This is a genomic window from Exiguobacterium sp. SH1S21 (assembly GCF_004337175.1).
Taxonomy (GTDB): Bacteria; Bacillota; Bacilli; order Exiguobacteriales; family Exiguobacteriaceae; genus Exiguobacterium; species Exiguobacterium aurantiacum_A.
On sequence record NZ_SJUY01000006.1, the window covers coordinates 199,122 to 211,114 of the forward strand.

Consider the following 11,993-nt stretch of genomic DNA (forward strand, 5'->3'; position numbering starts at 1 on the left):
TCAATGTTTGAAATGTCGGACTGAAGTGAACACCATCGTAATGCCGTGACGGTTCGCCGCTTCAATCGACTCGTCGTCCCGAATCGAACCACCTGGCTGGATGATGGCCGTAATGCCGGCTGCAGCTGCAGCTTCGACCGTATCGCCCATCGGGAAGAACGCGTCGCTGCCAAGCGCGGCACCGACTGCACGGTCCCCTGCCTGTTCGAAAGCGATTTTCGCCGCACCGACTCGGTTCATCTGTCCGGCACCGATGCCGATCGTCGTCTCGTCTTTCGCCACGACGATTGCGTTTGATTTCACGTGTTTGACGACACGCCACGCGAGCTTCAAGTCTTCCCATTCGGCCGCCGTCGGACGACGGTCGGTCACGATTTGGCACGAAGCATCGTCGAGTATCATGTCGTCGCCGTCTTGGACGAGGAGACCGCCCGCGACTGCCGTCAGACGCATGCCTGTCATCTGCCCCATCTCAAGCGTCAATAGACGTAAATTCTTTTTCTCTTTCAATCGGTCAAGTGCTGCCTCACTAAAGGATGGGGCAATGACGATCTCTAAGAAGATGTTGCGGAGCGCTTCTGCCGTCTCGAGGTCGACTTCACGATTGAGGGCGACGATACCGCCGAAAATCGAGATCGGGTCGGCCGCATGGGCGCGAGCGAACGCTTGGCTGATCGTCCGACCGACAGCGACACCGCATGGATTCATATGTTTGACGACGACCGCTGCCGGTTCCGTCAACTCGCTGAGCGCCTCGAGCGCCGCGTTCGTATCTTGGATGTTGTTATACGAGAGTTCTTTGCCGTGGAGTTGCACCGCGTTGGCGAGCGTCATGCCGTCATAGAGCGGTGTCTTATAGAACGCCGCCTGTTGGTGCGGGTTCTCCCCGTAACGAAGGTCTTGGACTTTTTCGTACGTGACCGTCAGCTGTTCCGGGAACGTCTCGCCGATTTGCTGACCTAAATAGTCGGCAATCAAGGCGTCGTACGCTGCCGTATGACGGAACGCCCTCAAAGCGAGTCGTTGCCGCGTCTCAAACGACGTACCGCCATTCTGAATCTCTGCGGCAACGTTGCCGTAGTCGGCCGGGTCGACGACGACCGTCACGCTGGCATGGTTTTTCGCGGCTGAACGGAGCATGCTCGGGCCACCGATATCGATGTTTTCAATCGCCTCTTCATACGTCGCGTTCTCTTTTGCGATCGTCTCTTTGAACGGATACAAGTTGACGACGACGTAGTCGATCGGCTCAATATGGTGATGTTTCATCTGTTCGACGTGTGAGTCTAAATCACGACGTCCGAGCAGACCGCCATGGACGAGCGGATGCAGCGTCTTGACACGTCCATCGAGCATCTCGGGGAACGATGTCACTTCCGAAATATTTTTCACGGGCAGTCCGGCCGCGACGAGTGCCGCTTCCGTCCCACCTGTAGAGATGAGTTCGATGCCCGCGTCGTGCAAGACGCGCGCGAGTTCGACGATACCTGTTTTATCTGACACACTCAGTAATGCTCTCACTTGAAAACCTCCTGTTGGTTCAACACTTGTTGTAGTACGCGTGGATAGAGTTGGTGTTCGATCGCTTGAATCCGGTGGGCCGCCTCGATGCGGTCACATCCCGCGATGTCGACTTCTTGTTGCGCGATGATTGGACCCGTGTCCATCCCGGCGTCGACGTAATGGACGGTGACACCGCTCGTCGACACGTTCGCCGCAAGCGCTTGACCGATCGCGTCTTTTCCTGGGAAGGCCGGCAAGAGCGACGGGTGGATGTTGATGATCCGACCCGGATACGCCGCGAGCAGCACATCTCCGATTAAACGCATATAACCCGCCAAGACGATATAGTCGACGTGTAGCGCTTCTAACAGAACGAGCAGCTCCCACTCAAACTCTGACTTTGACGCATACGCTTTCGGCTTGAACGAGAACGTCTGGATATGATGACGGTCTGCCCGCTCGAGCACTTTCGCCTCAGGCTTATCCGTGACGAGGAGCATACACTGTCCGCTCAGCTCGCCACGCTCAATCGCTTCCCAAATCGCTTCGGCGTTGCTCCCAGAGCCAGAGGCGAAGATAGCGAACCGCTTCACTGGTCGACCCCCATAATCCGGACGCCTGGTTTCGCTTCGACTTTGCCGATCCGATGCGACGTCTCCCCGATCCGTTCGAGCGCGGCTTGTACCGTGTCGACGTCTTCGGGACGTACCGTGATCATGAAGCCGATGCCCATATTGAACACGTTGAACATCTCTTGCTTCGACACGTGGCCGACTTGTTCGAGCCAGTCGAATACCGGCAGGCTCGGCCAGCTTGATGCGTCAAACGTGACACCAAGACCTTCAGGCAGCATGCGCGGCACGTTCTCATAGAAACCGCCGCCAGTGATGTGGGCCATCCCTTGGACGAGCCCGGTCGAAATGGCCGCTTTCGCCGCTTCCGAATAGATGCGGGTCGGTAGCAATAAGGCGTTCCCGAGCGTCGTATCGAGCATCGCGATTTCATCCATGTACTCAAGCCCTTGCGCCTCGACGATGTGACGAACGAGCGAGAAACCGTTCGAATGGACACCTGACGAAGCTAACCCTAGAACGATGTCCCCCGCTTCGATCGTCCGTCCATCGATGAGTAGCTCTTTCTCGACGACACCGACGGCAAACCCGGCGATATCGTACTCCCCGTCCGGATACATGCCCGGCATCTCGGCCGTCTCGCCGCCGACGAGGGCACACCCTGCTTGGACGCAGCCTTCGGCCACACCCGCGACGATGCGTTCGAGCTTCGCCGGTTCCGCTTTTCCAGTCGCGATATAGTCTAAGAAGTAGAGCGGTTCGGCTCCGTGGACGAGACAGTCGTTGACGCACATCGCCACGCAATCGATTCCAATCGTATCATGTTGGTCGAGCGCGAACGCGAGTTTTAGCTTCGTGCCGACCCCGTCCGTCCCGCTCACGAGGATCGGATGTTTCAATTGCATCGAGCCGAGATCGATCATCGCCCCGAAACTGCCAAGTCCGGTCATCACTTCTGGACGCATCGTCCGTGCGACGTGACGCTTCATGCGTGACACCGCTTCATAACCTGCCTCTAAATTCACACCCGCTTGTTCATATCTTAAACTCATCGTCAGTCCCCCTCAAGCTTTTGTCTCTGTCACAAGTTCCGCCAGTTCAGTTGGATAAAGTCCGGTGAAGCAAGCGGCACACTGCCCGCGCAAGTTTCCTTCGAACGGTCGGCCGATCGCTTCGACCGTACCGTCTAATGTGAGGAACGCTAATGAGTCGGCCCCGATCTCTTGTTTAATCTCTTCGATCGATTTGGTGGCCGCGATCAACTCGTCCTTTGATGATGTATCGATACCGTAATAGCACGGATGTTTGATCGGTGGTGACGTGATGCGCACATGTACTTCGGTTGCCCCGGCTTCCCGCAGCAACTTGACGATGCGACGGCTCGTCGTGCCCCGGACGATCGAATCATCGACCATGATGACACGCTTGCCGTTGACAACCCCACGAAGCGCCGACAGCTTCATCTTGACGCCGCGCTCACGCAATTCTTGTGACGGCTGTATGAACGTCCGCCCGACATAACGGTTTTTGATGAGACCCATTTCGTACGGGATCCCGCTCGCCTCGGCGTACCCGATGGCTGCCGAGATGCTCGAGTCCGGGACACCAGTCACGACATCCGCCTCGACCGGTGCCTCGTTGAACATCTTTTTCCCCATCGCCTTACGGGCCGTATGCACGTTGATCCCATCGATGATCGAGTCTGGCCGCGAGAAGTAGATGTATTCCATTGAACACATCGCCCGGACCGCTGCTTCACTGTAACGTTCTGAGACGATCCCGTCTTTCGTGATCATCAACAGCTCGCCCGGTTCGACGTCACGTACGTACGTCGCCCCCACGACGTCGAACGCGCACGTCTCTGAAGCGAACACGAACGCCCCGTCTTCAGTCTTTCCGAGCGAGAGGGGACGCAAACCATGGACATCGACGCCGACGTAGAGCGCGTCTTCCGTCAAGAAAAGAAATGCGAACGCGCCGACGAGACGCGCCAAGCTGTCCGAGATCCGCTCTTTCAACGAGTTGCCGCGGCTCCGTTTGATTAAGTGGGCGACGACTTCCGTGTCAGACGTCGTCTGAAAGATCGCTCCTTCTGCCTCGAGCATATGCTTCAACTCGTTGGCGTTGACGAGGTTGCCGTTATGCGCCATCGCAAGGTCCCCGGTGAGCGATTTGAAATGGAGCGGTTGGACATTCTCAAGCGTGTTGCCGCCCGCGGTCGAATAACGGACGTGACCGATGGCGTGATGTCCGGTGAGGGCATCGAGCGACAGTTCGTCGAACACTTCGGCGACGAGACCGAGCCCGCGTTTCGCGTGCAGACGTTCGCCGTCGGTCGTGACGATACCCGTCCCTTCCTGACCTCGGTGTTGCAGGCTGTGCAGTCCGTAGTAGGCGAGGTGTGACGCTTCGTGGTGATTGAACACCCCGAACACCCCACACTCCTCGTTCATGCCTCGGATGTCATATAACATGGAATAGCTCCTTCCCATACACGTTCAAGTTCAGTGACGTCCATTTCAATTAACCGATCGCTCGAGCGGACCTTCAGTTGCGCCACTTCGGTCACTTGACCGATTCGTGTGGCGTTCGTCAATTTGGCGAACGTGTCCGCGTGAATTGGCGCGACCGTAACGAGGAAGCGCGACTGTGACTCGCTGAACAGTGTCGTCACGAGATCCGTGCCGACGCTGACGTCTGCACCGAATCCCGTTCCGAACACGAGCTCAGGGAGTGCCGCCGCTAAGCCACCTTCTGAGACGTCGTGAGCTGCCGTGACGAGTCCTTGACGAATTGCCGTGAGCAGAGATTGCTGGTGACGGCTCTCGATCTCGAGGTCGAGCGTCGGTGCTTGTCCGCTCACTTTTCCGTCTTGCAACATTTGTAGCGCGCTGCCGCCAAATTCAGGCTTCGTATCACCGAGAAGGAAGATGACATCTCCCGCTGTCTTGGCGTGTGACGTCGTGATATGTTCCGGCTTCGTGATCAAACCGACCATGCCGACGACCGGTGTCGGGTAGATCGCCGTCCCGTTCGACTCGTTATAAAGCGAGACGTTCCCGCCGATGACCGGTGTGTCGAGTGCTAAACACGCCTCGGCCATACCTTCGACGGCTTGGTCGAGCTGCCAGAACCCTTCCGGTTTGTCCGGACTCCCAAAGTTCAAGCAATCGGTGAGCGCGAGTGGTTCGGCACCGCTCGCGATGATGTTGCGCGCCGCTTCAGCGACTGCGATGGCACCGCCGACGCGCGGGTCGAGGTAGACATATTTCGCGTTACAGTCGGTCGTCATCGCGAGCGACTTGTCCGTGTCACGGATCCGGATGACGGCCGCGTCGCTGCCTGGTGCAACGACGGTCGACGTTTGGACCATATGGTCGTATTGCTCGTACACCCAGCGTTTCGAAGCAATCGTCGGCATCGCGAGCACGTCTTTCCACGTCGCGAGCACGTCTGTGACTACCGGTTGAACTGGTGTCATCGCTTGGAACGCCTCGTAGTATGCTGGAACTTTTGACGGTTTATGGTAGACTGGCGCATCTTCCGCGAGCGCGTCGACTGGCACTTCAGCGGCTACTTCGCCGTGATGGACGAGACGGAGCACTTTCTGCTCGATGACTTCGCCGATCTTGATCGCATGAAGTCCCCACTTCGTTACGATCGCTTCAATCTCGTCTTCGTGTCCTGCCTTGACGACGAGGAGCATCCGTTCTTGTGACTCGGACAACATCATCTCGTAAGGCGTCATATCCGTCTCACGTTGTGGGACGAGGTCGAGGTTCATCTCGATACCCATGCCCGCTTTCGATGCCATCTCAGCCGAAGACGACGTCAGACCGGCCGCACCCATGTCTTGAATGCCGACGAGGGCCGGATGTTTGATGACTTCAAGACACGCCTCGATCAACAACTTCTCCATGAACGGGTCGCCGACTTGGACGGCCGGACGTTTCTCATCGGCGTCTTCGCCGAGCTCTTCAGAGGCGAACGTGGCACCGTGAATGCCGTCGCGTCCCGTTGTCGCCCCGACGTACATGACCGAGTTGCCGACTCCTTCGGCAATCCCTTTTTGAATGTCTTCGTGGCGGATGAGACCGACACACATCGCGTTGACGAGCGGGTTGCCGGCGTAGGCCGGATCGAACGCGACTTCTCCGCCGACCGTCGGGATGCCGACACAGTTGCCGTAGCCAGCGATGCCGGAGACGACGTGGCCGAAGAGATGTTTCACACGTGATTCGTTCAAATCTCCGAAGCGGAGCGAGTTGAGGAGTGCGACCGGACGTGCGCCCATCGAGAAGATGTCGCGGATAATCCCGCCGACACCTGTCGCCGCACCTTGATACGGCTCGATGGCCGACGGGTGGTTATGGCTCTCGATTTTGAAGGCGACCGCCTGACCATCGCCGATATCGACGATTCCAGCCCCTTCACCGGGTCCTTGAAGGACGTGTTTTCCGGTCGTTGGGAATTTACGGAGCACTGGCTTCGAGTTTTTGTACGAACAGTGTTCAGACCACATGACCGAAAATAAACCGATCTCGGTGTAGTTCGGGTCACGGCCTAAGAGCGAGACGACGAGTGCGTATTCGTCGTCAGTGAGCCCCATTGTGGCATACAGTCTTTGTTCACGGATGTGCGTCGCTGTCGGTTCAGTTGTAAGTAACATGTCGTGTCCCCCATTTTACAATCGAAGTGAATAACCGTTTGCCGTCTTCTCCGCCGAGCATCGCCTCGACCGCTCGTTCCGGGTGCGGCATCATGCCGAGCACGTTTCCTTGCGCGTTTGTGATGCCCGCGATGTTCGCGACCGATCCGTTCGGGTTGTCTGTGTAGGTGAAAGCGATCTGGCCATTCGTTCGCAATGTCTCAAGTGTTGCTTCGTCACAGTAGTAGTTGCCTTCTCCATGTGCAATCGGGACGCGAATCGTCTCGCCCACCGCATAATCGCTCGTAAACATCGTCTCGTTCGTCTCGACTTTCAGTTCGACCGTCTTGCACATGAACTTCAAATCACGGTTGCGCATCAATACGCCGGGTAGAAGTCCTGCCTCGACGAGCACTTGGAACCCGTTGCAGACGCCGAGTACCGGACGTCCCTCTTCAGCGAACCGCTTCACCTCACTCATAATCGGTGAGAACTGGGCGATCGCGCCGCAACGCAAGTAGTCCCCGTATGAGAACCCGCCTGGTAACAGCACACCATCAAAACCGACAAGTGACGTCTCCGTGTGGAATACATATTCCGCTTCCTCCCCGAGCACGTCTTTGACCGCATGATACATGTCGAGGTCACAGTTTGATCCCGGGAAGACGATGACTGCGAACCTCATGCGAGTACCCCCATCTCGATCCGATAGTTCTCAATGACCGTGTTGACGAGCAATTTCTCGCACATGTCACGGACCATCGCCTCGGTCGTCTCGTCTGCGACTTGAAGTTCGATGACTTTACCGATCCGTACTGATTCGACGCCTGCGAAGCCGAGATGCTCGAGTCCGCCTTTGACGGCGACGCCTTGTGGGTCAAGTACACTTTCACGTAATGTCACGTACACGTTTACTTTTTTCATTGGTCAGTTCCCCCTATGCGTGTTAACAATTGGCCGTACGTCTCTGTCAGTGATCCGAGGTCTCTGCGGAACACGTCTTTGTCGAGCTTTTGTTTCGTCTCTTTATCCCACAGGCGACACGTGTCGGGCGAAATCTCATCGGCGAGGATGATCGTGTCATCGAGTTTACCGAACTCAAGTTTAAAGTCGATCAAATCGATACCGTGTTTGTCGAAGAAGTCGAGCAAGACATCGTTCACCCACAACCCGAGTTGTCGCAATGTTTCGACTTCTTTGTGTGTGGCGACTTGCAGTAAACGGATATGGTCCTCTGTTAAAAGCGGATCTCCGAGTGCGTCATCTTTATAGTAGAACTCGACAATCGGCGACAACAGCGGCGTCCCTTCTTCCCAGCCGAGCCGTTTAGCGAGACTCCCTGCGGCGACGTTGCGTACGACGACTTCAAGCGGGATGATGTCGACGCGGCGTACGAGCTGCTCGCGGTCTGACAGTTTCTTGATGAAGTGGGTCGGAATCTTGTTGTCGTGCATGAGCTCGAACAAACGCGTCGTGATGGCGTTGTTCAACACGCCTTTCCCTGCGATCGATTGTTTTTTCTCTCCGTTGAATGCCGTCGCGTCATCTTTATAGTAGACACGGAGCACACCTTGTTCTTCTGTCTCGTATAACGCTTTCGCCTTACCTTCGTAGATTGCTTCCACCTGTATCGTCCCCCTTTAAAGTGAGAGGGGCATAGCGCCCCTCAACGATCACAAACCACAGCGTTCAAAGATTGTATCGACACGACGTACGTGATGGCTCGGGTCGAACAAGTCATCGAGCTCGTCACTCGTGAAGAGTGCGCCCATCTCGGCATCTTGCTCGATCAACGTCCGGAACATTGTTTCTTCTTCCCACGCTTGCATCGCTTTCGGTTGGACCGCGTCATAAGCGGCTTCACGTGACCAGCCTTTCTCGATCAAGGCGAGCAGGATGCGTTGCGAGAAGATGATGCCGAACGTCCGGTCCATGTTGCGGCGCATGTTGTCCGGGAACACCGTCAAGTTCTTCACGATGTTGCCGAAGCGGTTGAGCATGTAGTTCAGAAGGCCGGTCGCGTCAGGGAGGATGATCCGTTCCGCTGACGAGTGCGAGATATCGCGTTCGTGCCAAAGCGGGACGTTCTCATATGCCGTCACCATATGACCGCGAATCACGCGGGCGAGTCCCGTCATGTTCTCCGAACCGATCGGGTTACGTTTATGCGGCATCGCCGACGAACCTTTTTGGCCTTTGGCGAAAAACTCTTCGACCTCACGTGTCTCTGTCTTTTGAAGGCCGCGGATCTCGGTCGCCATTTTCTCGATGGATGTGGCGATCAAAGCAAGCGTCGACATGTACTCGGCGTGGCGGTCACGCTGTAACGTCTGTGTCGAGATCGGGGCTGCTTGAATCCCTAACTTGTCACACACATACGACTCGATGAACGGGTCGATGTTTGCGAACGTCCCGACGGCGCCGCTCATTTTTCCAAACTCGATCGTCTCGCGTGCGGCCATGAACCGTTTCTTGTTTCGCTTCATCTCTTCGTACCAGAGTGCGAGTTTCAAACCGAACGTCGTCGGTTCTGCGTGGACTCCGTGTGTACGCCCCATCATGATGTCATATTTGTGGGCTTTCGCTTTCTCGGCGAGGATGTCGATGAAGCGATCGATATCGGCTTCAAGGATGTCATTCGCTTGTTTGATCAAGTACGATAGCGCCGTATCGACGACATCGGTCGACGTGAGACCGTAATGGACCCATTTCTTCTCGTCTCCGAGCGTCTCTGAGACGGCCCGTGTGAAGGCGATGACGTCATGGCGCGTCTCCTGCTCGATCTCAAGGATACGCTCGACATCGAATGATGCCTTGTCCCATAATACGTTGACGTCCTCTTTCGGGATGACGCCTAGTTCGCTCCACGCCTCGCAAGCGTAAAGTTCTACTTTGAGCCATGCATCAAACTTGTTCTCATCTGTCCAAATCGCCGCCATCTCGGGACGGGTGTAACGTGAAATCATAAAACGGTCTCCTTCCAAATTGCCAGTTGTTCGATGGTGTGAAGCGCGTCCTCGACGGTACTGCCGAGCACGTTCAAGTGCCCCATTTTCCGTCCGGGTTTCGCTTCTTCTTTTCCATACAGATGTAGTTTAACATTCGATGGTAACGTTTGTGGGTTCACTTTATCCATATGTTCGCCGAGCAGATTGACCATGACGACCGGTGTGTACTGTGTCGTCCGTCCGAGTGACATGCCCGTAATCGCGCGGATGTGTTGTTCGAACTGTGACGTCTCGCAGGCGTCAATCGTATAATGCCCTGAATTGTGGGGGCGTGGGGCCAGTTCATTCACATATAGTGAACCGTCCTCCATCACGAACAGCTCGACGGCGAGCGTGCCGATCAATCCGACATGGTCAGCGAGCTGAAGTGCTAAATGGCGCGCATCTTCTAGAATGCCGGTGTCGAGCCGGGCCGGAACGATCGATAAATGTAAGATGTTATTTTGATGGATGTTTTCACTGATTGGGAATGTTGTCGTCTCATGTGCGCCTCTCGTCACGATGACCGAGATTTCTTTTCGGAATGGCAACCACGCCTCGGCGACATATTCATCTTCATTGAACTGTTCTATGAACGCGCGTACGTCCTGTGATGTTCGGACCACGGTTTGCCCTTTCCCGTCATAACCGAAGCGGCATGTTTTGATGACCAATGGAAGTCCTAGCAAATCTTCGGCCCGGTAAACGTCCCGTACCGATCGGACCGGCACGTAAGGTGCTACATGCAATCCGGCCGCCTCGATCATCTGTTTTTCGAACAGACGATGCTGCGTCGCTGTTAACACGTCCATCCCTTGCGGACATTTATCGGAAATCGCCTCAATCATCGCCGAGTCGATATTTTCAAACTCGTACGTGACGATGTCTGAACGGGCTGCTAGTTCTTTTGCCGCTGAGATGTCGTCGAACCCGGCGACGATACTCGGTGCGACTTGGGCTGCCGGAGCCTTCGGGTTCGGGTCGAGACTGAGCGTCTCGTAACCCATTGCGCTCGCACTGAGTGACATCATCCTCCCTAACTGTCCTCCGCCTAATATCCCGATTCTCATTAGACTAGCTCCTCCGTTCCGCGCAGCGCCATGTCTCGTTTTTGTTGACGATACGTTTCTAGACGATCGATGACTTCAGGGAATTGAAGACTGAGAATTTGAGCGGCAAACAGTCCGGCGTTTGTCGCTCCGGCTTTACCGATGGCGACCGTTGCGACAGGAACACCTGCTGGCATCTGAACGATTGACAGTAACGAATCAAGTCCGTTCAGTGCTTTCGATTGAATCGGGACTCCGATGACCGGAAGCGTCGTCTTCGCTGCTACCATACCCGGAAGGTGGGCCGCCCCGCCTGCACCGGCGATGATGACATGTATCCCTCGTTCCCGAGCCGCTTCGGCGTATTGGAACATCAAGTCCGGCGTTCGATGCGCGGAGACGACTTGCTTTTCGTATGGAATGTCTAACTCTTCTAGCGCGTCGCACGCATGCTTCATCGTCTCCCAGTCAGAAGAACTTCCCATGATCACACCTACTGTTGCCTTCACATCAACGTCCCCCTTAAATAAAGAAATCCCTAAACTGATTAAACAGTTTAGGGTATAGGCCATGACAAAAAAATGTCGGCTATACCCCATAGTCTGATCAGAATCGGTGATCAGGTAGAAACTTGCAAGCCATTTCCTTGCGATTATATGGAGCAATATTTGATTTTCTTAACTCACAAGCCTATCGTACCTTGTTCTTTGAAAACATGTCAACAAACAGCGAACAATTTAATTGTCTGAATATTTATCGTTCGTCTTTACGATGTTTTTACAAAAACAAAAAAAACCGCCACGCATTCGTGACGGTTTGGCATTATGGTTTGAGAGCAACGCACTCAAATAAGATTGATTGATGAGAATGAACAGGTTCGTCTTTGGTTCCCGTTTTTTCAAAGACAGGCTTTTCAATCCTTCGTACCGGGCGATACCCCATTTGAGCGATTCGGTCTAAACACTCACCGACTGTCTCGTTTGGCTCGACGTATACTTTGATTTTCTTGGCCATCTGTTATTCCTCTCCTTCATTTGAGTCACGATACAAAATACAAAAAAGCGGCGGCCCTTGAGCGAATGCTCCAGAACCACCGTTTGCCTGGCGACGTCCTATCCTCACAGGGGGAGACCCCCAACTACTTTCGGCGCTGAAGCGCTTAACTTCCGTGTTCGGCATGGGAACGGGTGTGGCCGCTTCGCTATCGCCACCAGACAAGGGATTGTTCCCTGAA

The 11,993-nt window shown here is 55.2% G+C and carries 12 protein-coding genes, 1 rRNA gene and 1 riboswitch; all 13 genes read right to left on the reverse strand.

Annotated elements, in window-relative coordinates; translation table 11 throughout:
• Positions 1–1,521 carry a bifunctional phosphoribosylaminoimidazolecarboxamide formyltransferase/IMP cyclohydrolase gene (gene purH, locus EVJ24_RS10090; RefSeq protein WP_131441199.1) on the reverse strand — a complete coding sequence of 507 codons (1,521 nt, stop codon included), beginning with the start codon at positions 1,519–1,521 and terminating at the stop codon, positions 1–3.
• The gene (gene purN / locus EVJ24_RS10095) at positions 1,518–2,096 is read right to left on the reverse strand and encodes a phosphoribosylglycinamide formyltransferase (protein WP_131441200.1); all 579 of its coding nucleotides are present in this window, start codon (positions 2,094–2,096) and stop codon (positions 1,518–1,520) included. Before purN ends, purH begins: the two co-directional genes overlap by 4 nt.
• Positions 2,093–3,127: a phosphoribosylformylglycinamidine cyclo-ligase gene (purM, locus tag EVJ24_RS10100; RefSeq protein ID WP_131441201.1), complete on the reverse strand. Its 1,035-nt coding sequence runs from the start codon at positions 3,125–3,127 to the stop codon at positions 2,093–2,095. Before purM ends, purN begins: the two co-directional genes overlap by 4 nt.
• A 12-nt stretch (positions 3,128–3,139) precedes the next feature.
• Entirely contained in the window at positions 3,140–4,549 is a 1,410-nt protein-coding gene (purF, locus tag EVJ24_RS10105) for an amidophosphoribosyltransferase (RefSeq protein WP_131441202.1), read from the reverse strand.
• Positions 4,525–6,744 carry a phosphoribosylformylglycinamidine synthase subunit PurL gene (gene purL, locus EVJ24_RS10110; RefSeq protein ID WP_131441203.1) on the reverse strand — a complete coding sequence of 740 codons (2,220 nt, stop codon included), beginning with the start codon at positions 6,742–6,744 and terminating at the stop codon, positions 4,525–4,527. The genes purF and purL overlap by 25 nt, the downstream gene beginning before the upstream one ends.
• On the reverse strand, positions 6,728–7,408 hold the full coding sequence (gene purQ, locus EVJ24_RS10115; protein WP_070328802.1) for a phosphoribosylformylglycinamidine synthase subunit PurQ: 681 nt from the start codon (positions 7,406–7,408) through the stop codon (positions 6,728–6,730). The genes purL and purQ overlap by 17 nt, the downstream gene beginning before the upstream one ends.
• Complete coding sequence (gene purS, locus EVJ24_RS10120) at positions 7,405–7,647, reverse strand: phosphoribosylformylglycinamidine synthase subunit PurS (RefSeq protein WP_016509255.1); 243 nt, start codon at positions 7,645–7,647, stop codon at positions 7,405–7,407. The genes purQ and purS overlap by 4 nt, the downstream gene beginning before the upstream one ends.
• Positions 7,644–8,348 (reverse strand): phosphoribosylaminoimidazolesuccinocarboxamide synthase, encoded by a 705-nt coding sequence (gene purC / locus EVJ24_RS10125; RefSeq protein WP_070328801.1) that lies wholly within the window; start codon positions 8,346–8,348, stop codon positions 7,644–7,646. Before purC ends, purS begins: the two co-directional genes overlap by 4 nt.
• Positions 8,349–8,396: 48 nt before the next feature.
• Positions 8,397–9,689 (reverse strand): adenylosuccinate lyase, encoded by a 1,293-nt coding sequence (gene purB, locus EVJ24_RS10130; RefSeq protein ID WP_131441204.1) that lies wholly within the window; start codon positions 9,687–9,689, stop codon positions 8,397–8,399.
• A complete protein-coding gene (gene purK / locus EVJ24_RS10135) occupies positions 9,686–10,780 on the reverse strand; it encodes a 5-(carboxyamino)imidazole ribonucleotide synthase (protein ID WP_131441205.1) in 1,095 nt (364 codons plus the stop codon). The genes purB and purK overlap by 4 nt, the downstream gene beginning before the upstream one ends.
• Positions 10,780–11,268 (reverse strand): 5-(carboxyamino)imidazole ribonucleotide mutase, encoded by a 489-nt coding sequence (purE, locus tag EVJ24_RS10140; protein ID WP_131441206.1) that lies wholly within the window; start codon positions 11,266–11,268, stop codon positions 10,780–10,782. The genes purK and purE overlap by 1 nt, the downstream gene beginning before the upstream one ends.
• Positions 11,269–11,337: 69 nt before the next feature.
• Positions 11,338–11,439, reverse strand: a riboswitch (purine riboswitch).
• 142 nt (positions 11,440–11,581) lie between these two features.
• Positions 11,582–11,773: an NETI motif-containing protein gene (locus EVJ24_RS10145; protein ID WP_034809046.1), complete on the reverse strand. Its 192-nt coding sequence runs from the start codon at positions 11,771–11,773 to the stop codon at positions 11,582–11,584.
• Between the two features lie 85 nt (positions 11,774–11,858).
• A 5S ribosomal RNA gene (gene rrf / locus EVJ24_RS10150) occupies positions 11,859–11,974 on the reverse strand.
• Between the last annotated feature and the right edge of the window lie 19 nt (positions 11,975–11,993).

What these genes read in the sequence shown, in the direction of transcription:
- purL (WP_131441203.1), bottom strand. Translation starts at nt 6,744, where the DNA reads ATGTTACTTACAACTGAACCGACAGCGACGCACATCCGTGAACAAAGA.
- purM (WP_131441201.1), bottom strand. Translation starts at nt 3,127, where the DNA reads ATGAGTTTAAGATATGAACAAGCGGGTGTGAATTTAGAGGCAGGTTAT.
- EVJ24_RS10145 (WP_034809046.1), bottom strand. Translation starts at nt 11,773, where the DNA reads ATGGCCAAGAAAATCAAAGTATACGTCGAGCCAAACGAGACAGTCGGT.
- purK (WP_131441205.1), bottom strand. Translation starts at nt 10,780, where the DNA reads ATGAGAATCGGGATATTAGGCGGAGGACAGTTAGGGAGGATGATGTCA.
- purB (WP_131441204.1), bottom strand. Translation starts at nt 9,689, where the DNA reads ATGATTTCACGTTACACCCGTCCCGAGATGGCGGCGATTTGGACAGAT.
- purF (WP_131441202.1), bottom strand. Translation starts at nt 4,549, where the DNA reads ATGTTATATGACATCCGAGGCATGAACGAGGAGTGTGGGGTGTTCGGG.
- purS (WP_016509255.1), bottom strand. Translation starts at nt 7,647, where the DNA reads ATGAAAAAAGTAAACGTGTACGTGACATTACGTGAAAGTGTACTTGAC.
- purQ (WP_070328802.1), bottom strand. Translation starts at nt 7,408, where the DNA reads ATGAGGTTCGCAGTCATCGTCTTCCCGGGATCAAACTGTGACCTCGAC.